Here is a 20,773-nt window from a genome sequence, read left to right as displayed (position 1 = left end):
GCGGCCCGGATTGCCGGAGCCGCTCATCCGTCCAACCTCCCCACCGAGCGAAGGGCGGCGCGGCCCCCGGGCGACCGGCCCTTATTCGCGAACCAGGGACACGGATCACCATGGCATCCCAGAAGAACGCCCTCATCGTCGGGGCCTCGCGCGGCCTCGGGCTCGGCCTCGTCGAGACCTTTCTCCAACGCGGCTGGCGGGTGACCGCGACCCAGCGCTCGGCCTCCCCGGGCCTCGCCGCGCTCGCCTCCGACGCCCTCACGGTCGAGACCGCCGACATCGACGACGATCGGGCCGTGGCCGCCCTGCACGACCGCCTGGCGGGACAGAGCTTCGACCTGATCTTCGTGGTGGCCGGCGTGGCGACGCAGGCCCACGAGCCGCTGCACCTGGTGCCGCGCGAGGTCGCCACCCAGGTCTACCTCACCAACGCGGTGAGCCCGGTGCGCTTCGCCGAGACCTTCCTGGACCAGCTCGCGCCCCAGGGCCTCGTCGCCTTCATGAGCTCGATCCTCGGCAGCGTCGGCCTCAACGAATCCGGCGGCTGGGAGACTTACCGGGCGAGCAAGGCGGCCCTCAACACCCTGGTGCGCAGCTTCGAGATCCGCCACCACGAGGCCGGCTTCGGGGTGCTGCTGCTGCATCCGGGCTGGGTCCGCACCGAGATGGGCGGGGCCGATGCCGATATCGACGTCGGCACCAGCGTGACCGGCATGGTGGACGTGATCACGGCCCAGCTCGGACGGACCGGCACGGCCTATCTCGACTACACCGGCAAGACACTGGACTGGTAAAGTCGCTGGACTGGCAAGGACGCTGGACCGGTGGCCGGTCAAACGCTCCGGGTCGGGGCGAGAGCCGGACCCGCGGTCAGGGGCGCCCGATCGGCGGGCGCCCGCGCCGCTCGACCACCACCGGCGGCCGGGTCCGGCGCTCGACGATGACCGTGCGCGGCGCCCGGCTCGGGCCGGCGGCGGTGAGGATGCGCTCCGGCATCCGCTCGGAATGTCGCTCGGGCCTGGCCTCGGATTTCGCCTTGGCGGCGGCGACCACGTGCTCGCGGACCGCTTCCGCCGGCAGGCCGATGAGCCCGGCGGCGATCTCCACCTGCTGCTCGATGTCGTCCGCGAGGTCCTGGGCCGCGGCGACGGCCTCGGGGATGGTCGGCGGCTCGCGCCGCACGCGGATCGGCGGGAGATCCTGGAAGGACTTCGAGGTCTTCTTCACGGCGCGACTCGCTTGGGGCATCGATCGAACATACGCGCGTTCCGTGGATTTGTGCAGTGCACACATTCGCGGGAGACCCGCGCGTTCGGTGCATCGCGGCGGCGTGATGGATTTTCGGTCAGCGCTGCCGGAGCCTCCGTGAGGGAACCTGCATGGGCCGGAAGCGCCCTGCCGGTGGATTGGGCAGGCCCGGGCGTCGAAATGACGCGCCGCCCGCCGACCCATCCGACCGGTTGCGGTGCGGCCGGCGAGGGCGGATAGTCCCGGCCATGCAGGCCTGTCCGTTCGATCTCTCCGATTCCCGCCTCGTGCCGGCCCGGCCCGAGATCGCCGACATCCGCCTGCGGGGCCATGTCGAGGCCGAGCGCTACGTGGCGGGCGAGGCGCGCTCCGTCGTGGTGCCCTCGGCGCCCCTGCGCCGCACGCCCCGCTTCGATGCCGGCCTCGAGACCGAGGCGGTGATGGGCGACGCGGTGACCGCCTACGGCGCCGAGGAGGGCTTCGCCTTCGTCCAGTTCGCCCATGACGGCTATGTCGGCTACCTGCCCGAGGCGGCCCTCGGCCTCGCCGAGACGCCGACCCATCGCGTCATCGCCCTGCGCAGCTTCCTCTATCCCGGGCCCGACCTGAAGCAGCCCGCCAGCGGCTGGCTCACCCTGGGCGCCCGCATCCGTCCGACGGAGAGCCAGGGCGACTATCTCCGGATCGCGGGCGGCTACGTCTTCGCCGGCCACTGCGCGCCCCTCGCTGCGGTCGAGCCCGACTACGCCGCCACCGCCGAGCGCCTCGTCGGCACGCCCTATCTGTGGGGCGGGCGGACCAGCCTCGGCCTCGACTGCTCGGGCCTCCTCCAGCTCTGCCTCGCGCAGGCCGGGATCGCGGCGCCGCGCGACGCCGACCAGCAGGAGCGCGGCCTCGGCGAGGCCCTGCCCCCGGACTTCGAGGGGCTGGAGCGCGGCGATGTCGTGTTCTGGCGCGGCCATGTCGGGCTGATGCTCGACGCCACCCGCCTGATCCACGCCAACGGCCACCACATGGCGGTGGCGGTGGAACCCCTGCGCGAGGCCGTCGCCCGCATCCGCGAGAAGAGCTACGGCCCGGTGAGGTCGCTCCGGCGCCTCAGCCCTTCAGCCGCATCTTGATCCGGTAGACCAGCCCGTCGCGGACGTCGCGGTAGGCGTCGAGGCGCTGCTCGCGGGTGCCGTCCTGGATGACGGTCGGGTCGGGGGTCGGCCAGTACTCGACCTCGACCGCGTTGGTGCGGGTCAGCTCCAGGGCGGCGTGGTGGGCCTCCGGCGCCAGGGTGACGATGAGGTCGAAGTTCAGCCCCTCCCACTCCTCGAGCTGGGCCAGGGTGCGCGGCTTGTGGCGCGCCGCGTCGATGCCGATCTCGTCCAGCGCCGCCACCATGAACGGGTCGGCCGGCTCGCCGGAGCGCACCCCGGCCGATTGCACGTAGATCGACCTGCCGAAGTAGTGGCGCGCGATGGCCTCCGCCGCGAGCGAGCGCACGGCGTTGAAGTTGCACATGAACAGGGCCGACTGCACGCGCGTCTTCTTCGGGCCGGTCGCGTCCGCCATCCGGTCGTCTCAGCCTCGCACTTCGAGAGGGATCGCGGCTCAGGGCTTACCGGTCAGGCCTTCCAGTGCAAGGCGAAGACCAGGGTGAAGAGGCGCCGCGCGGTGTCGTGGTCGAGGTCGACCTTGCCCTCGAGGCGCTGGCGCAGCAGGTCGGAGGCCTCGTTGTGCAGGCCGCGCCGGCCCATGTCGATCGCCTCGATCTGGGTCGGCGAGGCGGTCCGGATCGCGTTGTAGTAGCTCTCGCAGATCATCTCGTAGTCGCGGATCACCCGGCGGAACGGGGTCAGCGACAGGAGGTGGGTCATCACCGGCTCGCCGTCCTCGCGCTTGATGACGAAGGCGAGCTTGCTCTCCACGAGGCCGAGGGTGAGGGCGTAGGGGCCCTCGCGGCCGGGGATCGTGAAGCTGTTGTCCTCCAGGATGTCGAAGATCGCGATGGCGCGCTCGTGCTCCTGGTCCGGGTTGCCCCGGCCGATCGATTCCTCGTCGAGGGTCACCACCGCGAGGCGGTGCGGCGACTTCGCCTTCGCCTCCGGCGCCTTGGCGTCCTGGGAATTCGCTACGCTCGACTTGGCCGCACCGGACATCAGGCCCTCACAGGTTCAGGCGGATCGCCACGGAGCGGGCGTGGCCCTCCAGGCCCTCCGACCGTCCCAGCGCGATGGCCGAGGGTCCCAGCGCCCGGAGGGCCGCCGGGTCGCAGCGCAGGATCGTGGTGCGCTTCATGAAGTCGAGGACGCCGAGCCCGGAGGAGAACCGCGCCGAGCGGGCGGTGGGAAGGACGTGGTTGGGGCCGCCGACATAGTCGCCGATGGCCTCCGGCGTGTGCGCGCCGAGGAAGATCGCCCCCGCGTTGCGCACCTTGGCGGCGAGCGTCTCGGCGTCGGCCGTCTCGATCTCCAGGTGCTCCGGGGCGAGGCGGTCGACCAGGGGCACCGCCTCGTCGAAGGTGCGCACCACCACGATGGCGCCGTAGTCGCGCCAGCTCGCCCGGGCGATCTCGGCGCGGGGGAGGGTGGTCAGGGCGCGCTCCACCGCCTCGGCGACGTTGTCGGCCAGGACCTCGGAATCGGTGATCAGGATCGACTGGGCCGCGGCATCGTGCTCGGCCTGGGCCAGGAGATCGGCCGCCACCCAGTCGGGATTGGCATGCGCGTCGGCCAGGATCAGCACCTCGGAGGGGCCGGCGATCATGTCGATCCCGACCTGGCCGAACACCCGGCGCTTGGCCGCCGCCACCCAGGCGTTGCCGGGGCCGACGATCTTGGCCACCGGCGCGATCGTGTCCGTGCCGTAGGCCAGCGCCGCCACCGCCTGGGCGCCGCCGACCCGGTAGACCTCGTCGACGCCGGCCAGCTGCGCGGCGGCGAGCACCAGCGGATTCATCGTGCCCTCCGGCATCGGCACCACCATGACGACCCGGGGCACCCCCGCGACGCGGGCGGGAATCGCGTTCATCAGCACCGAGGAGGGATAGCTCGCGGTGCCGCCGGGCACGTAGAGGCCGACGGATTCGAGCGCCGTCCAGCGCCAGCCGGCGGTGACGCCCAGGCTGTCGGTGGCCATGTGGTCGCCCGGCACCTGCGCGGCGTGGAACGCCTCGATGCGGGCGGCCGCGAAGCGCAGGGCCTCCAGGGCCTCGGCCGGACAGGCCGCGACGGCCGCCGCGATCTCGGCCGGCGTCACCCGCAGGGAGTCGACGGTGAACTCCGCGCCGAACCGGTCGAAGCGGCGGGTGTAGTCGACCAGCGCCGCGTCGCCGCCCGCGACCACGCCCGCGATGATGCCGCGGACGGTCTCGTCGACATCCTCCGAGATCTCGCGCTTGACGCTGAGCAGGCGCGCGAAGGCGGCGGCGAAGTCTTCGTCGCGGGAATCGAGGCGGACCATCAGGCGTTTCCCTCGGAGGCGTTTTCCCTGCCGGCGTTTTCCCCCCCGGCGTTTTCCCTGGAGCCGTCGCCCGCGATCGCGGCGCGGCCGGCGGCCACCGCCTCGTGGTCGGGCCGCCCCCCCACCTCCCAGACCGGCCCGAGATCCTTCAGCTGCACCTCGATGCATTCGAGGTCGAGCTGGATCGCCGCGCCGCCGGCGAAGACCAGGGTGGCGGTGCCGGAGGGCGCCTCGGTGGGCGCGAAGGTGATGGCGAGGAGTTCGAGGGGCGCGTCGGATCCGGCCCCCGGGGTGAGGCCACGGCTGCGCACCCGCAGCACCCGGTCGAAATGCATGCCGGTGAGGCGGCGGCGCGGGGGCGCGCCGTCCTCCGCCGACCAGTCGAAGCGGCGCGCCACCAGGACGAAGCGGTGCTGCCCCCCGAGATAGGCGAGGTCGCTCGCCTTCAGGATCGCGTCCTGCAGGTGGGCGGAGATGACGCCCAGGTCTTCGGCGTCGAGGGCGGCGAGCCTGAGAAACTCCATGATCGGGTGTCGCGCTCTTGTGGGCGGGCCGGCCCGGGTGCGGAGGCGGCCGTTCGAGGTGTGGGAGCCGTAGGTAGCGAGGCGACCCGTCCACGGCAACAGGCGGACCGAATTCCGGGAGCCGGACGCGGCCATTGTCCCGCTTGGCGAACCTGATAGGGACGCGTCGCTGCACCGGCCCTTCGCCGGCGAACGGAGTCGTGACGTGTCGGCCGAATCCCCCTCTCTCCCCGGCGCGGCCTATGTGCCGCCCGGCGTGACCGCCACGCCCGGCGCGGTGATCGCCATTCCGGTGCGCAACGAGGCCGAGCGCATCGCGGCCTGCCTGGAGGCGATCGACGCCCAGACCGGCCTCGCGCCGGGCAGCCTCGGGGTGGTGCTGTTCCTCAACAACTGCACCGATGCCACCGCGGCGATCGTCGCCGATCTCGTGCCGCGGATGTCGGTCCCGGTCCGGGTCACGAACGTCGACCATGCCGGGGCGCATGCGGGCTGGGCCCGGCGCGAGGCGATGGACCAGGCGGCCGAATGGCTCGGCGCCGACGGGATGATCCTCTCGACCGATGCCGACAGCCGGGTTCCCCCCGACTGGGTGGCGCGCAACCGCGCCGCCCTGGATCGGGGCGCCGACGCGGTGGCCGGCCGCATCCAGCTCGATCCGGACGAGCGCGCCCTGCTGCCGCCCTCCCTGCACTGGCGCGGCGACCGGGAGGACATCTACAGCGACCTCCTCACCGAGGCCGAGGCGCGCATCGATCCCGATCCGCACGATCCCTGGCCCTGCCACCGCACCACCATCGGCGCCACCCTGAGCGTCAGCGTCGCGGCCTACCGGGCGGTGGGCGGCATGCCCGCGATCGCGCTGGGCGAGGACGGCGCCTTCGTGGCGCTGCTGCTCGCGCAAGGGCGGCACGTCCGGCACGACCCCTCCATCCTCGTCACGGTCTCGGGGCGGCTCGTGGGCCGGGCGCCGGGGGGCGTGGCCGACACCATCCGGGCCCGCTGCGAGAAGCCCGACAGCCTGTGCGACGCCCGCCTCGAATCGGTGCCGCGGGCGCTGTTCCGCTACGCCTGGCGCCGGCGCCTCCGCCGGCTCCACGCCGCGGGCCGCCTCGGCACCGAGCGGGGCTGGGCCCGGGCCCTGCGGATCGGGGCCGCGGACGCCGCCCGCGTCGCGGCCCATCCCCTCGCCGGCCATGCCGTGGCCGAGGCCGAGCGCGCCAGCCCGCGGCTCGTCCATCGTCCCCTCGGCCCGCGCCAGCTGCCGGGCCAGATCCGGGTCGCCCGGGCCGTGCTCCCGCTGGTGCGCCTCGTGACGCGGATCCTCGGCTGAGACGGCACCGCCTCGCGCGGGCGCGGCCCTCAGTTGGCGTTCAGCCCGGGGCCGCTAGATCCGACCGCGACGAGACGGCACATGCGAGGGAAGCCCGCCATGACGCGCAAGACCATGACGACCATCAGGACCACGATCCTCGCGCTCGCCACGGCGGCGACTTTGGGCACCGGCCTCGGCGCCTTCGAGGCGCGGGCGCAGTACTACGGCGACGACGACCGGCCGCGCCGCTTCGAGCGCCGCTACGACGAAGACCGCTACGAGCGCCGGCGCTACGACGAGGACCGGTACGACCGGCGCCCCCGCGGCTACGGTGGCGGGTTCGGCCGCCTCTGCCTGACCCAGCGCGGAAACTGCGTCACCAGCCCGCAGCCCTACGGCTCGCGCTGCGGCTGCGACATCCCGGGATTCGGCCGCAAGCACGGCGAGATCGGCGGCTGATCGTCCGGGCGCTCTCCACCCCGGCCGGGGCGGAGAGCCGCCGCCGTCAGCTGCGGACGCGGGTGATCCCGGCGCCGCAGCGGGCGAGCTTGGCCTCCAGGGCCTCGAAGCCGCGGTCGAGGTGGTAGACCCGGTTGATGCTGGTCTCGCCCTCGGCCGCGAGGCCCGCGATGACGAGGGAGACGGAGGCGCGGAGATCCGTGGCCATCACGGGCGCGCCCTTGAGGCGGTCGACGCCCTCGACGATGGCCAGGTCGCCCTCGAGCCGGATCCGGGCGCCGAGGCGGGCCAGTTCCTGCACGTGCATGAAGCGGTTCTCGAAGATCGTCTCGCGGATGTTGGACTGGCCCTTGGCCAGCGTCATCAGCGCCATGAACTGCGCCTGCAGGTCGGTGGGGAAGCCCGGGAACGGATCGGTGGTGACGTCGACCGCGGCGATGCCGCCGCCGTTGCGCCGGATGCGGATCGTGTCGGTGCCGCTGGTGATCTCGGCGCCCGTGGTCGCGAGCACGTCGAGGGCCGAATGCAGCAGGTCGGCGCGGGTGTTCTCCAGGGTGACGTCGCCTCCGGTCATCGCCACCGCCATGGCGTAGGTGCCGGTCTCGATCCGGTCGGGCAGCACGTCGTGGCGGGCGCCGTGCAGGCGCGAGACGCCCTCGACGGTGATGCGGGGCGTGCCGGCGCCCTCGATGCGGGCGCCCATCTTGGTGAGGCAGGCGGCGAGATCCACGACCTCGGGCTCGCGCGCCGCGTTCTCGATCAGGGTCGAGCCGTTGGCGAGCGCCGCCGCCATCAGCGCCACGTGGGTGCCGCCCACGGTCACCTTGGGGAAGTGGATCTCGCCGCCGCGCAGTCCGTTCTTGGCCCGGGCGACGACGTAGCCGCCATCGACCTCGACGGTGGCGCCGAGGCGCTCCAGCGCCATCAGCAGCAGGTCGACGGGACGCGTGCCGATGGCGCAGCCGCCCGGCATCGAGACCCGGGCCTCGCCGAAGCGGGCGAGCAGCGGCGCGATCACCCAGAAGCTCGCCCGCATGGTCGAGACGAGCTCGTAGGGCGCCGTGGTGTCGATGACGTTGGAGGCGGTGAGGCGGATGGTCTGGCCGGTCTCGGTGGTCTGGCCCGGGCGCTTGCCCACCACCATGTGGTCGACGCCGTGATTGCCGAGGATGCGCAGGAGCGCGTTGATGTCGGCCAGCCGCGGCACGTTGCCGAGTTCCAGGGTCTCGCCGGTCATCAGGCTGGCGATCATCAGGGGCAGCGCGGCGTTCTTGGCGCCCGAGATCGGGATCACCCCGTGCAGCGGCCGTCCGCCGATGATGTTGATGCGGTCCATCGTTCTAAAACCTTGCCCAAAACCTGGTCCGGCCAGGGCGCGTCACGCGCCGCCGGCCGGAGACATTCGACATCGAGACCCGGCAGATCGAAACCTGGCAGGACCTGCGCCGTCCACGTGGAAACGGCACCGTTATAGCCGGGTTTTGTCGAAAAGGAGGTTCGCGGCGCGCGATCATGCGTCCCCGTCGCGCGGGGCGGCTCGCCCGGATTCCGACCGGCCCCGCGACTGGGCCTTGCGCCGGCGCAGGTTGTCGCGCAGGGCCGCCTTCAGGCGCGCGGCCCTCTGATCGGCGGCGCTCGTCGGTGCTTGCCCGGACGTGTCCTCGGGCGTTTCCGTGCGGGAAGGCCCGGTTTCGGTCTCGTCGTCCATCATGCGTCGCGGGATCCGGCTGCGGGTGAAGCATAGCGCGCGGCACGAAGGCTCGGGAAGGCCGACGCGACGCATCGTCGCCACGTCGTCGTGTCGGCTTTGCATCCGCGGGTCGATGGATGCAAAGCAGGAATGCGGATGTCGACTTGAACCAATTCCAAGTTCACCTGTATCGTCGCCACCGCGTCGGGGAAACCCGAGCCAGGGCGAGCGTCGCCAGCAACTTCTCCGCGGAGTGTGCGCCAGGCTCGTCATCGAGATCGGTTGCATCGGGGGCCCCCGCACGAGGGTCCGCGTGGAAACGATCCCGCCAGAGGCCGCGACCCCACCGCCGGCCCCTCAGCCCAAGCGTGAAGGACGGATGCCCGTGAACCGCATGCCCGCGACGATCAAGATCAGCGACACCAAGCAGGGAGCGGGCCAGGAATCCGGGCAGGGGTGCAACACCGGGGCGGTGGGCCGGACCGACTACGAGTCGCATTTCCGCACCGCGCTGGACCGCCTGCACGGCGAGCGCCGCTACCGGGTCTTCGCCGACATCGAGCGCATCGCGGGGCGCTTTCCGACCGCGCATTGGCGCAAGCCCGACGGCGGCACCTCCGAGATCACGGTGTGGTGTTCCAACGACTACCTCGGCATGGGCCAGCACCCGGACGTGGTGGGCGCCATGACCCGCACCGCCGCCCGCTGCGGCGTGGGCGCGGGCGGCACCCGCAACATCGCCGGCAACAACTCGCCGCTCGTCGACCTGGAGCGGGAGCTCGCCGACCTGCACGGCAAGGAGGCGGGCCTGGTCTTCACCTCGGGCTACGTCTCGAACCAGGCCGGCATCTCCACCATCGCCAAGCTGATCCCGAACTGCCTGATCCTGTCGGACGCCTTCAACCACAATTCGATGATCGAGGGCGTGCGCCATTCGGGCTGCGAGAAGCGCGTCTTCCGCCACAACGACCTCGCCCATCTCGAGGAGCTGCTGATCGCGGCGGGCGACCGCCCGAAGCTGATCGCCTTCGAGAGCGTCTATTCCATGGACGGCGACGTCTCGGACATCGGCGCGATCTGCGACCTCGCCGACCGGTACGGCGCCCTGACCTACCTCGACGAGGTCCACGCGGTCGGCCTCTACGGACCCCGCGGCGGCGGGATCAGTGAGCGCGACGGGGTGATGCACCGGGTCGACGTGATCGAGGGCACCCTGGCCAAGGGCTTCGGCTGCGTCGGCGGGTACATCACCGGCTCGGCAGTCCTCTGCGACGCGGTCCGCAGCCATGCCCCGGGCTTCATCTTCACCACCGCCCTGCCGCCGGCCATCGCGGCGGCGGCCATCGCCTCGGTGCGCTACCTCAAGCGCTCGAACGGCGAGCGCGAGGCGCATCAGCGCCAGGCCGCCCGCACCAAGGCGGCCCTGGAGGCCGCCGGCCTGCCGGTGCTGCACACCGAGACCCACATCGTGCCCGTGATGGTGGGCGACGCCGAGCTGTGCAAGGCGGCGGCCGACCACCTGCTGGAGCATCACGGCATCTACATCCAGCCGATCAACTACCCCACCGTGCCGCGCGGCACCGAACGCCTGCGCATCACGCCCTCGCCCTTCCACGACGATGCCCGCATCGCCAAGCTCACGGCGGCGCTCACCGAGACCTGGGACACCCTGGACCTCCCCCGCGCCGGCACCGTCTTCGTCGAGGCCGCCGAGTAGGCCGGGGGTCCAGGCCGGGTCGGTCCAGGCCGGGTCTCCGCCGGCTCAGTTCAGGCGCCAGATCGCCCCGGTGAGCACGGTGGCGAAGCCGACCCAGGCGGCGTAGGGCACCAGGAGCCACGCCGCCGCCCGGTCGAAGCGCCAGGACAGGCGGATCGTCCAGAGGATCATCACCCACATCGCGGCCGAGACCACCAGGCCGGCCCCGAGGGCGTGGGCGGAAAAGAAGGTCGGGGTCCAGGCGGCGTTGAGCGCGAGCTGCGCCGCGAAGGCGGCCAGCGCCAGGCGCCACGCCCCCACCGTCGGGCCGGTGCGCGGCTTCGCCCCGAGGAGCCGGAAGGCCGAGAGCGCGATCATCGCGTAGAGGATCGTCCAGGCCACCGGGAACGCCCAGTTCGGCGGGTTGAAGGACGGCTTCGTCAGGCCCGCGTACCAGCCCTCGATGTTCGGTCCCGTGGCGACCGAGCCCAGCACGGCCGTCGCCACCACGGGCAGGATCGCCGCCGCCAGGCGCCCGGGCAGGGCGAGGGCGGGTTCGGCGGGAACGTGGATCGGTGACGATGCGGGTGCGCGGGACATGTCGAACGGATTTCCTTAGTCATAGATTCGGGATGGAGATGGGGCGGGAATCCCCCGTCGAAACCCCCGATCGTGCGCCGCGCCCGTTTTCCGAGGCGCGGCTCACGTCATAGGCGGACTTCACGGAAACAGGCCCATGTCGGAATCGAACGCGCCGAACTCTCCTTCGGATGCCCCGCTCGTGCCCTCGAAGCGCAGCCTCGCCGCGCAGGCGCTGGGCCGCGTCGATCCGGTGACGCGGGGCGTGGTGGCGCCCCTGCATGTCGCCACCACCTTCCTGCGCGATCCCGACAACGGCTACAGCTCGGGGTTCTCCTATGCCCGGCCCGACAACGCCACGGTGCGCGAGGCGGAAAGCGTGCTGGCGATGCTGGAGGACGCCGGCGCCGGCGCCCTGCTGTTCGGCTCCGGCATGGCGGCGGCGACGGCCGTCTTCACCGCCCTGGAGCCCGGCGACCACGTGGTGGCGCCCCGCGTGATGTATTGGGGTCTGAAGCGCTGGCTCCAGGCCGAGATGCCGCGCCGGCGGATCGCGGTCGATTTCGTCGCCATGGACGATCCGACCGCCCTGGACCGGGCGATCCGGCCGGGCGCCACGAAGCTCGTCTGGATCGAGACCCCGGGCAACCCGCTCTGGACGGTCACCGACATCGCGCAAGCCGCCCGCCTCGCGCAGGCGGCGGGCGCGCGGCTCGCCGTCGATTCCACCGCGGCCTCGCCGATCCACACCCGGCCGCTGACGCTGGGCGCCGACCTCGTGATGCACTCGGCCACCAAGATCCTGAACGGCCATTCCGACGTGGTGGCGGGCGTGCTCGCCGGGGCCCGGGCGGACGGGTTCTGGGAGCGCCTCGTCGCGATCCGCTCCGGCGGCGGCGCGATCCTGGGTCCGTTCGAGGCCTACCTGCTGATGCGCTCGCTGCGCACCCTGCCGTTGCGGGCGGCGGCGCAATCGGCCGGGGCCGCCGAACTCGCGCGCCGCTTCCAGGGGCACCCATGTCTCTCGCACGTGCTCTATCCCGGCCTGCCGGACGATCCCGGCCACGCGGTGGCGGCCCGGCAGATGGAGGGCGGCTTCGGCTTCATGCTGTCGATCCGGGTGCGCGACGGCGAGGCGGCGGCGATCCGCGCGGCGGCGCGGGTGCGGCTGTGGAAGCGGGCCACCTCCCTCGGCGGCGTCGAGAGCCTGATCGAGCACCGCGCCTCGGTGGAGGGACCGGACTCGCCCTGTCCGCCCGATCTCTTGCGCCTCTCCACCGGGATCGAGGCGGTGGACGACCTGTTCGCCGACCTCGACGCGGCCCTGCGGGGCGCCTGAACGTTTCGGTGGTGCCGCGGAGGGCGTTCGCGCGTTGGTGCGGCAGATCCCGACCCGGATTCCTTGCCCGATTACCCTTGACCGATTCCCTGCCCGGATGCCGGGGCGGGATCATGCCCCGAGAGACCACCCGACCATGATGAAGCCCGTCCTCCTCTCCGGAGCCCTCGCCCTCCTGCTCCTCGGCGCCCCCGCCCGGGCCGAGGGCGGGCCGCCGGACCTGAACATCGAGCGGACCTGCAAGTCGGCGGCGTCCGCGAGCGTCAGCGACAATGCCAGCCAGGAGGGGTGCCTGCGCTCCGAGCGGGCCTCCCGCGACGAGGTCAAGCGCCGCTGGAGCGAATTCACCCCGGCCGCCAAGCGCCAGTGCGAGAAGCAGTTCGAGGCGGGCGGCTTCCCGTCCTACGTCGAGATGGTGACCTGCCTCGAACTCGCGAGCGGTACCGGCCTGCCGAAGCAGCCCGACGATCCGCGCGCCGGCCGGGGCGCCAGCAGCGTCACGAAGGAGCCGAGCCCCGCCCAGCGCACCGACCCGATCAAGGTGCTCGAGCAGAAGTAGGACGACACGCCCACCTCAGCGCGACGAGACCGGGACCTCGTCGGCGATCCAGGCGGGCTGCGGCCGGCCGCGGCCGGGCTCGGGCGCCCCGCCCCGGCTGTGGGCCAGGGCGGTGAGCTCCGGGGCGCGGGCGGTGTCGTCCACCGTCAGGAACAGGCGGCGGCCCTGCGAGATCCGGCCGAGGCGGGCGCTGCTGGTCAGCACGCTCTGGGCCGGGCTCGACAGCAGGCCGATCACCACCGGCGCCATCCAGAGGGCGAGCCAGACATCGCCGGCCCAGGCGAGGCCGGCCGCCAGGAGGGCGCCCGCCACGAGGGTGTCGACCTGGAGCCGGCAGGCTTCGGCCCAGGGCACGCGGCGGTCGTCGCGGACCTGCGCGTCCCAGCGCACCACGCGGCCGACGAAGGTGGTGGCGACGGCGCCCGCCGCGAACAGGGTCATCACCGGCCAGAGCAGGACCCAGACCGCCTGTTCGAGGGCGGCGCTCTTCAGGAGCGATGCGGTGCCGCCGAAGGCCGCGCGCCGTTCGCGCGAAGCCAGGACGTGGCCGAGGCTGAGGAGTTTCGGCAGGGCCAGAATCGCCAGGACGAGGGCGGCCAGCGCATGGGCGGCGGCGCCCGTTCCGGTGAGACCGTAGCCGAGGAGGCCGAGGTCGCCGCTCCGCGCCGCCTGGAGCGTTCCGAGGGCGAGGAACAGGACCCAGAGCGGGCAGGCCATGTAGGACAGGATGCCGACGGCGAGGTGCCAGCGGCTGGCCGGGCGCAGGCCGGGCATCGCGGTGACGCGCAGATGCTGCATGTTGCCCTGGCACCAGCGGCGCTCGCGCCCGAGGAGATCGACGAGGTTCGTGGGCATCTCCTCCCAGGTGCCGCCCATCTCCGGGAGCAGGCGGACCTCCCAGCCGGCCCGGCGCAGCAGCGCCCCCTCGACGATGTCGTGGCACAGGATCTCGCCGCCGAGCGGCGCCTTGCCGGGCAGGACGGGGAGCTCGGCGTTGTCGGCGAAGGCCGCGACCCGCAGAATCGCGTTGTGGCCCCAGTAGCTGCCGTCCGGCCCCTGCCAGGTCTCCAGGCAGCGGATCGCCAGAGGCGCGTAGAGCCGCACGGCGAATTGCTGGATGCGGGCGAACAGGGTGTCGCGCCCGGTGGCGTAGGACACGGTCTGGATCAGGCCGACGCGGGGGCTCTCCTCCATCAGCCGGGCCAGGCGGCGCATGGCGCTGCCGGTCATCAGGCTGTCGGCGTCGAGCACGATCATGAAGTCGTATTCGGGCCCGTGGGTCTTGCAGAACTCGGCGATGTTGCCGGCCTTGCGGCCGGCATTGTCCCGGCGCCGGCGGTAGCGGATCCGCGGCAGGCCGGGGCCGTGCTGGCGGGTCCAGGCCTCGATGCGCGCGAATTCATGCTCCTCCACCGCCGCGATGGCGCCGTCCCGCGTGTCGGAGAGGACGAAGATGTCGATGTCGCCGCCATCGCCCCCGGCCCGCTGCAGCGAGCGGGCCATCACGCGCAGGGCCGCGAACACCGCGACCGCGTCCTCGGCGTGGATCGCCACGACCGCGGCCGTGCGGCTCAGGCCCGAGGCCTCCGCCGGGATGGTGAGGGAGCGGCGCTCCAGGGCGGATTTCGCCCGGTCGCCGAAGGCCGTGGCGACGAGGCCGTAGACGTATTGCCAGGCCACGAAGGCCTGCCAGGTCATGACGAGGGCGAACAGCCCCAGCAAAGCCGCGCCGAGGAGACCGGACGGCGTTCCGTAGGCGGCCAGCGCCAGGGCGGTGACGGCCGCTCCCAGGGCGAGCGGCGGCAGGGCCAGCAGCAGGCGGCGGCCCAGGAAGCCGGCGGGCGAAAGGGCGGACGAGGGGGCGGAAGCTCCGGCGGCCGCCTCGGGAGCGATTTCCAGCGGACCCGGGATTTCGGCAGCCGAAGCGTCGTGCGACAACCTGTGGGACATGGGGCGCGGGAAACTCGAAGGAGGGACACCGCGATCCACCACCGGGCGCGATGCCGGCGAAGGGGAAGCGATGCACGATGGCGAGGGTCTCGAAGGATCCGGGTGGACCGTACCCTTCTCGCGGCGGCAGGCCCTGCGGACCACGCTCAGCGCGGCCGTCGGGATGATCCTGCCTACCGCGCATGATCTGAATGCGGGCCGAACGCGCGCGGAGGCCCTCGACCCCATAACATTCGAGGCCGTGAAGGCGAAGGCGCGCACCCTCGCGGCAGGCCCCTACCGGGCGCCGCAGGACGATCTGCCGCCGGCCCTGGCGGGACTGTCCTATGACGGCTACCGCGCCATCACCTTCCGGCCGGAGGCGAGCCTGTCCCTCGGCCGCCGCTTCTCGGCCCAGCTGTTCCATCGCGGCTTCCTGCAGCGCAAGCGCGTCGCCCTGTACCTGCAGCCCCGCGACGGCCCGGCCCGGGCCATCCCCTACGCGCCGGACCTGTTCGACCTCGGGCCGGACCTGAAGGGGCAGAGCTTCGCGCCGGATCTCGGCTTTGCCGGCTTCCGGCTGCACTACGCCTTCGCGGACGACCGGCCGGGCGACCAGGAGGAATTCCTGGTCTTCCTCGGCGCCTCCTACTTCCGGCTGCGCGGGTTCGGCCAGGAATACGGACTCTCGGCCCGCGGCGCCGCGATCCGCACCGGGGGACCGGGCGCGGAGGAATTCCCGGACTTCACCGCCTTCTGGATCCGCGAGCCGGAAGCCGAGTCCCGGACCATCGAGATCTGGGCGCTGCTCGACTCACCGAGCCTGGCCGGGGCCTACCGCTTCCGCGTAGAGCCCAGCGACCCCTCGGTGATGCGGGTCGAGGCGTCGCTGCACCCCCGCGCCGCCCTCGACCATCTCGGGCTCGCCCCCCTCACCAGCATGTTCCTGCACGGGGAAAACGGGCCCGGCGGACGCGGGGCCGAGCCGTTCGACGATTTCCGTCCGCAGGTGCATGATTCCGACGGACTGTCGGTGGTGACCCGGGGCGAGCGGCTGTGGCGGCCTCTCGTCAATGGCCGGGCGCAGCCGCAGATCTCGGCCTTCGGGGTCGACCCGCTGGAGGGCTTCGGCCTGCTCCAGCGCGCGCGCGACTTTCCCGCCTATCTCGACGTGCAGGCCCGGCACGAGGCGCGCCCCGGGCTCTGGGTCACGCCGGAATCGGGGTTCGGAGCCGGTGCGGTCCGGCTGTTCGAGATCCCGTCGCGCGAGGAGTACATGGACAACATCGTGGCGGCCTTCGTGCCCGGCGCCTCCGTACCGGCCGGGACCGAGCGGAACGTGTCCTACCGTCTCACGACGATCGGCGCGGAGCCGGCGGCGGCCGTGCCCGGTCTCCTCGGCCGCGTCGTCTCCACGCGCGTCGGCTCGGCCGAGCGCCTGCGCCCGACGACGCCGCCGAGCCCGCATCGCAGACTCTACGTCGTCGATTTCGCGGGGCCGGGCCTGCCCGCCGACCGTGGGACGGTGCTGGCCGCCGACGTCTCGGCGAGCGCCGGCACCCTGGTCGACCCGGTGGTGGAGTTCGTGCCTCAGACCGGCGGCTGGCGGCTCTACGTCGAGTGGCGCCCGCCCGCGCCGATGCCGGCCGGCGACGCGATCCTGCGCGCCCGCCTCGTCCAGGACGGCCGCGCCGTGACCGAGACCTGGGACATGGTCGCCTGAGGTTCCGGCGGCCTCGGGCCGATCGGGGCGGGGGGACCGGAGACGGGGTCCGTCCGGGGCCTCGCCGCGGAAGGCTGGAAAAATCGGCCGAAGCGCGTGAGGCGTCCCGGCAGGGACGAGCCGGCAGGGCGTGCAGGGTTTCTCGAGGCGCCGGGTTTGACCGCCCGGTGGGCGGCCCTGTAGACACCCGGCCCCACCCGGAGACGCCTCATGGCCGCCATCAACACGAGTCTCGCCGCCGAACTCGGCGTCGCGGAATGGCAGGTGAAGGCCGCGGTCGACCTGCTCGACGGCGGCGCGACGGTGCCGTTCATCGCCCGCTACCGCAAGGAGGTCACCGGCACCCTGGACGACGCGCAGCTGCGCACCCTGGAGGAGCGCCTCGCCTATCTGCGCGACCTGGAAGCCCGCCGGGCCGCCGTGCTGGAGGCGATCGAGGCCCAGGGCAAGCTGGAGGCCGGGCTGAAGGCCCGGATCCTCGCCGCCGACACCAAGGCCCGGCTGGAGGACCTCTACCTGCCCTTCAAGGTGAAGCGCCGGACGAAGGCGCAGGTCGCCCGCGAGGCCGGGCTCGAACCCCTCGCCGAAGCCCTCCTCGCCCGGCCCGAGCAATCCCCCGAGGGCGCCGCCCGGGCCTACGTCGATGCGGGCAGGGGCGTCGCCGACGTCGAGGCCGCCCTGGAGGGCGCGCGCGCCATCCTGATCGAGCGCTTCAGCGAGGACCCGGAGCTGGTCGGCGCGCTGCGCGAGACCGGCTGGCAGCGCGGCCGGATGGTCGCCACCGTGAAGGCCGGCAAGGCCGCCGCCGGCGAGAAGTTCTCGGATTACTTCGACTTCTCGGAAGCCCTCGCGAAGCTGCCCTCGCATCGCATCCTCGCCCTGTTCCGCGGCGAGAAGGAGGAGGTGCTCGACCTCGCCATCGCCGACGCGCTGGGCGAGGCGCCGGCCAAGGGCCAGCCCGGATCGCAGGAACTGCGCATCGCGAAAACCTTCGGCATCCGCGACCAGGGACGGGCGGGCGACGCCTTCCTGATGGAGACGGTCCGGCGCGCCTGGAGGACCCGCCTGAAGCCCGCCCTCGACACGGACCTGCGCGCCCGCCTCTGGGCGGTGGCCGAGGCCGGCGCGGTCACGGTCTTCGCCGGAAACCTGCGCGACCTCCTGCTCGCGGCCCCGGCCGGGACGCGGCCGACCCTCGGACTCGACCCGGGCTTCCGCACCGGGGTGAAGGTCGCGGTGGTCGATGCCACCGGCAAGGTGGTGGCCACCGACACGATCTACCCGCACGAGCCGCGCCGCGACTGGAACGGCGCCCTGATCGCCCTGGCCAAGCTCTGCCGGGCGCACAAGGTGGAGCTCGTCGCCATCGGCAACGGCACCGCCTCGCGGGAGACCGACAAGCTCGCCGCCGAGCTCATCGCCAAGCAGCCCGAGCTGAAACTCACCAAGGTGATGGTCTCGGAGGCCGGCGCCTCGGTCTACTCGGCCTCCGCCTATGCCAGCGCGGAGCTGCCCGAGCTCGACGTCTCGATCCGCGGCGCGGTCTCCATCGCCCGGCGCCTGCAGGATCCCCTGGCCGAGCTCGTCAAGATCGAGCCGAAGGCCATCGGCGTCGGCCAGTACCAGCACGATCTGGCCGAGGGGAAGCTCGCGCGCTCCCTCGACGCCGTGGTGGAGGATTGCGTGAACGGCGTCGGGGTCGACGTGAACACCGCATCGGCGCCGCTGCTGGCGCGGGTCTCGGGCCTGACCGCGCGGGTCGCTTCCAACATCATCGTGCATCGGGACGCCCACGGCCCGTTCCGCAGCCGCGCCAGCCTGAAGAAGGTGGCGGGGCTCGGGCCCAAGGCCTACGAACTCGCCGCCGGCTTCCTGCGCATCCGCGACGGGAGCGATCCCCTCGACGCCTCGGGCGTGCACCCGGAGGCCTACCCGGTGGTGCGCCGGATCCTGGCCGCCACCGGCCAGCCGATCCAGGCGCTGATCGGCAATACCGGCGCGCTGCGGAGCCTGGACCCGAAAACCTTCACCGACGCGACCTTCGGCCTGCCCACCGTCACCGACATCCTGTCGGAGCTGGAGAAGCCGGGCCGCGACCCGCGCCCGGCCTTCAGGACCGCGACCTTCCAGGAGGGCGTCGAGAAGATCTCCGACCTGAAGCCGGGCATGCGCCTCGAGGGCGTCGTCACCAACGTGGCGGCCTTCGGCGCCTTCGTGGATGTCGGGGTGCACCAGGACGGGCTGGTGCACATCTCGATGCTGGCCGACCGCTTCGTGAAGGACCCGCGCGAGGTGGTGAAGCCCGGCGACGTGGTGCAGGTGCGGGTGGTCGAGGTCGACCCCAACCGCAAGCGCATCGCCCTCACCATGCGCTCGGACGAAGCCGGTGCTCCGCGTCCCGCCGCCCGCCGCGAGGCGCCGGCCGCTCCGCCGGCGAGACCCGCCCCGCGGGCGGCATCGGCACCGGCCCCCGAGGCGGGCGGCGCCCTGGCCGAGGCCCTGCGGCGCGCGGCCCTCGCCAAGGGAATGCCGAAGCGCTGAGCGCCGCCGCGCGGGCAGACCTCGCTGCGTCAGGCCCGTCGGGGTCCGGTATCAGTGGAAGAACGGCAGCGCGTGCGGCGCGTAGAGGCCGAAGCCGAGGAGGGCCAGCCCGGCGATGCCCAGGAGCCCGCCGCCGACCACCAGGGCGAAGATGCCGGTGATGACCTCCGCCGAGGCCAGCACGATGCCGATCTGGAAGGCGGCCGAGGCGAACTCGTAATGGTGGTAGCGGTGCAGGGCGAGGTCGCGCACCTCCTGCGAGTGCCGCGCCTTCTCGGCCAGTTCCTTGCGCCCCTCGCCGGTGGCGGGCTCGCTGTCCCAGCGGGCCATGGTCTTGGCCCACTCGGCGCGCTTGGCCTTCACCGCCTCGGAATTCGCCACCTCCGGCGGCAGCAGCGCCAGGGTCTCGTCGGCGGTCTTGAGGACGGTGCCGCGGATGGTGCGGGCCTGGAAGTAGGCCCATTGGTTGGAGGCCTCGACATTGGCCCCGAGGGCATCGGTCTGCGCACCCTTCGCCAGGGTCTCGGCCAGCGCCAGGAACAGCGCCAGCACCGAGATCAGCAGCGCCACGCGCTTGTTCGAACTGCCGCCCGCCCCGTGACCACCCGACATGCTGCCTCCTCCTGATCTGGACGGCGGCAGTCACACCCGATTGCGCCGGCGAGCGCAAGACGCTTTCCCGTCAGCCCGGAAAACCGGCGCTAGTTCGGAAACACGTGGCCGCCGGTGATCCGCAGGCCCACCGGGCTGCCGGCGGCGAAGCGGTGGGTGTCGGCGGCCTCCACCACCACGGTCTTGCCCTCGGGCCGGTCGACCTCGATACGCTGGCGCCCCTGGGTGCGGTAGGACGAGCGCACGACGCCCTGGAGATGCGCCCCGTCGCCGTCCGCGAACTGGAGCTGCCAGGGGCGGGCATAGAGCTTGACCGGGCCGACGAGGCCGCCGGGTGCCCGCACCGGAGTCAGGCGGCCATCGACGCGGACCTCGCCCCCTTGGGCGATCGCCTCGACCTCGATCGTGTCGCCGAGGAACTTCAGCACGGTGGCGGAGACCGGCGCCTCCTGGACCTCGTCCGGCGTGCCGACCTGTTCCAGGCGGCCCTTGTCGAGCACGGCGACCCGGTCGGAGAGCTCCAGGGCCTCGTCCTGGTCGTGGGTGACGAAGATGGTGGTCTGGCCGGTGCGGTCGTGGATCTCGCGCAGCCAGCGGCGCAGATCCTTGCGCACCTGGGCGTCGAGGGCGCCGAACGGCTCGTCGAGCAGCAGGACGCGGGGCTCCACCGCCAGCGCCCGGGCCAGCGCGATGCGCTGACGCTGGCCGCCGGAAAGCTGGCTCGGATAGCGGTCGGCGAAGCCGGAGAGCTTGATGAGATCGAGGAGGTCGCCGACCCGGCGCTTGATCTCGGCCTTGGCCGGACGCTCGGACCGCTTCCGGGCGTTGAGCCCGTAGGCGATGTTCTCGGCCACGCTCATGTGCTTGAACAGGGCGTAGTGCTGGAACACGAAGCCCACCGCGCGCTGCTGCACGGGGAGCCGGGTCGCGTCCTCGGCTCCGAACACGATGCGGCCGTCATCGGGGAAATCGAGGCCCGCGATGATGCGCAGCAGCGTGGTCTTGCCCGAGCCCGAGGGGCCGAGCAGGGCCAGGAGTTCGCCGGCCCGCACGTCCAGCGAGAAGTCGTGCAGCACGGCGGCCGTGTCGAAGGTCTTCGAGAGGTTCTC

Annotated in this window: 20 protein-coding genes; 9 read left to right on the top strand and 11 right to left on the bottom strand. The window is 72.7% G+C overall.

Going from position 1 to position 20,773, the window contains the following annotated elements:
* Positions 1-110: 110 nt before the first annotated feature.
* A complete protein-coding gene (locus ACLBWX_RS13550; protein WP_447677575.1) occupies positions 111-794 on the top strand; it encodes an SDR family oxidoreductase in 684 nt (227 codons plus the stop codon).
* Between the two features lie 76 nt (positions 795-870).
* Here the strand turns inward: ACLBWX_RS13550 and ACLBWX_RS13545 are convergent, their stop codons facing one another.
* A complete protein-coding gene (locus ACLBWX_RS13545) occupies positions 871-1,248 on the bottom strand; it encodes a hypothetical protein (RefSeq protein ID WP_447677574.1) in 378 nt (125 codons plus the stop codon).
* 248 nt (positions 1,249-1,496) lie between these two features.
* Between ACLBWX_RS13545 and ACLBWX_RS13540 the strand changes: the two genes are divergently transcribed.
* A complete protein-coding gene (locus tag ACLBWX_RS13540) occupies positions 1,497-2,369 on the top strand; it encodes a C40 family peptidase (protein WP_447677573.1) in 873 nt (290 codons plus the stop codon).
* Here ACLBWX_RS13540 and ACLBWX_RS13535 read toward each other — a convergent pair.
* From ACLBWX_RS13535 to ACLBWX_RS13520, 4 genes are read right to left on the bottom strand one after another with little or no spacing between them, the layout of a single operon-like run.
* The gene (locus ACLBWX_RS13535) at positions 2,347-2,808 is read right to left on the bottom strand and encodes an arsenate-mycothiol transferase ArsC (RefSeq protein WP_447677572.1); all 462 of its coding nucleotides are present in this window, start codon (positions 2,806-2,808) and stop codon (positions 2,347-2,349) included. The genes ACLBWX_RS13540 and ACLBWX_RS13535 overlap by 23 nt on opposite strands.
* A gap of 53 nt (positions 2,809-2,861) precedes the next feature.
* Entirely contained in the window at positions 2,862-3,395 is a 534-nt protein-coding gene (locus ACLBWX_RS13530; RefSeq protein ID WP_447677571.1) for a UPF0262 family protein, read from the bottom strand.
* A gap of 7 nt (positions 3,396-3,402) precedes the next feature.
* Entirely contained in the window at positions 3,403-4,698 is a 1,296-nt protein-coding gene (gene hisD / locus ACLBWX_RS13525; RefSeq protein ID WP_447677570.1) for a histidinol dehydrogenase, read from the bottom strand.
* On the bottom strand, positions 4,698-5,222 hold the full coding sequence (locus tag ACLBWX_RS13520; RefSeq protein ID WP_447677569.1) for a DUF2948 family protein: 525 nt from the start codon (positions 5,220-5,222) through the stop codon (positions 4,698-4,700). The genes hisD and ACLBWX_RS13520 overlap by 1 nt, the downstream gene beginning before the upstream one ends.
* A gap of 205 nt (positions 5,223-5,427) precedes the next feature.
* On the opposite strand from ACLBWX_RS13520, the gene ACLBWX_RS13515 reads away from it, so the two are divergent.
* Complete coding sequence (locus ACLBWX_RS13515; RefSeq protein WP_447677568.1) at positions 5,428-6,555, top strand: glycosyltransferase; 1,128 nt, start codon at positions 5,428-5,430, stop codon at positions 6,553-6,555.
* A gap of 99 nt (positions 6,556-6,654) precedes the next feature.
* Complete coding sequence (locus ACLBWX_RS13510; protein ID WP_447677567.1) at positions 6,655-6,996, top strand: hypothetical protein; 342 nt, start codon at positions 6,655-6,657, stop codon at positions 6,994-6,996.
* Between the two features lie 46 nt (positions 6,997-7,042).
* On the opposite strand, the gene murA is transcribed toward ACLBWX_RS13510, so the two are convergent.
* Positions 7,043-8,332 (bottom strand): UDP-N-acetylglucosamine 1-carboxyvinyltransferase, encoded by a 1,290-nt coding sequence (gene murA, locus ACLBWX_RS13505; protein WP_447677566.1) that lies wholly within the window; start codon positions 8,330-8,332, stop codon positions 7,043-7,045.
* Between the two features lie 174 nt (positions 8,333-8,506).
* On the bottom strand, positions 8,507-8,704 hold the full coding sequence (locus ACLBWX_RS13500) for a hypothetical protein (RefSeq protein WP_447677665.1): 198 nt from the start codon (positions 8,702-8,704) through the stop codon (positions 8,507-8,509).
* Between the two features lie 361 nt (positions 8,705-9,065).
* Here ACLBWX_RS13500 and hemA point away from each other — a divergent pair, with 361 nt between their 5' ends.
* A complete protein-coding gene (gene hemA / locus ACLBWX_RS13495) occupies positions 9,066-10,403 on the top strand; it encodes a 5-aminolevulinate synthase (RefSeq protein WP_243214510.1) in 1,338 nt (445 codons plus the stop codon).
* A gap of 45 nt (positions 10,404-10,448) precedes the next feature.
* Here the strand turns inward: hemA and ACLBWX_RS13490 are convergent, their stop codons facing one another.
* Complete coding sequence (locus tag ACLBWX_RS13490) at positions 10,449-10,982, bottom strand: TspO/MBR family protein (RefSeq protein WP_447677565.1); 534 nt, start codon at positions 10,980-10,982, stop codon at positions 10,449-10,451.
* 136 nt (positions 10,983-11,118) lie between these two features.
* Here ACLBWX_RS13490 and ACLBWX_RS13485 point away from each other — a divergent pair, with 136 nt between their 5' ends.
* Together ACLBWX_RS13485 and ACLBWX_RS13480 are read left to right on the top strand one after the other, a co-directional pair.
* A complete protein-coding gene (locus ACLBWX_RS13485) occupies positions 11,119-12,300 on the top strand; it encodes a trans-sulfuration enzyme family protein (protein WP_447677564.1) in 1,182 nt (393 codons plus the stop codon).
* Positions 12,301-12,436: 136 nt separating this feature from the next.
* Complete coding sequence (locus ACLBWX_RS13480; protein ID WP_447677563.1) at positions 12,437-12,859, top strand: hypothetical protein; 423 nt, start codon at positions 12,437-12,439, stop codon at positions 12,857-12,859.
* Between the two features lie 15 nt (positions 12,860-12,874).
* Here ACLBWX_RS13480 and mdoH read toward each other — a convergent pair whose 3' ends face one another.
* Positions 12,875-14,809 carry a glucans biosynthesis glucosyltransferase MdoH gene (gene mdoH, locus ACLBWX_RS13475; protein ID WP_447677562.1) on the bottom strand — a complete coding sequence of 645 codons (1,935 nt, stop codon included), beginning with the start codon at positions 14,807-14,809 and terminating at the stop codon, positions 12,875-12,877.
* A 226-nt stretch (positions 14,810-15,035) separates the two neighbouring features.
* Here mdoH and ACLBWX_RS13470 point away from each other — a divergent pair, with 226 nt between their 5' ends.
* Together ACLBWX_RS13470 and ACLBWX_RS13465 are read left to right on the top strand one after the other, a co-directional pair.
* Entirely contained in the window at positions 15,036-16,511 is a 1,476-nt protein-coding gene (locus tag ACLBWX_RS13470) for a glucan biosynthesis protein (RefSeq protein WP_447677664.1), read from the top strand.
* Positions 16,512-16,721: 210 nt separating this feature from the next.
* The gene (locus tag ACLBWX_RS13465; protein WP_447677561.1) at positions 16,722-19,052 is read left to right on the top strand and encodes a Tex family protein; all 2,331 of its coding nucleotides are present in this window, start codon (positions 16,722-16,724) and stop codon (positions 19,050-19,052) included.
* Positions 19,053-19,103: 51 nt separating this feature from the next.
* Here the strand turns inward: ACLBWX_RS13465 and ACLBWX_RS13460 are convergent, their stop codons facing one another.
* Positions 19,104-19,664 (bottom strand): DUF4337 domain-containing protein, encoded by a 561-nt coding sequence (locus ACLBWX_RS13460; RefSeq protein WP_056472524.1) that lies wholly within the window; start codon positions 19,662-19,664, stop codon positions 19,104-19,106.
* Positions 19,665-19,753: 89 nt separating this feature from the next.
* On the bottom strand, positions 19,754-20,740 hold the full coding sequence (locus ACLBWX_RS13455; RefSeq protein ID WP_447677663.1) for a sulfate/molybdate ABC transporter ATP-binding protein: 987 nt from the start codon (positions 20,738-20,740) through the stop codon (positions 19,754-19,756).
* Positions 20,741-20,773 lie beyond the last annotated feature (33 nt).

Source organism: Methylobacterium sp. M6A4_1b, assembly GCF_053345175.1.
The sequence above is the reverse complement of the archived record's forward strand: the minus strand, read 5'-3'. Positions and strand labels throughout refer to the sequence as shown.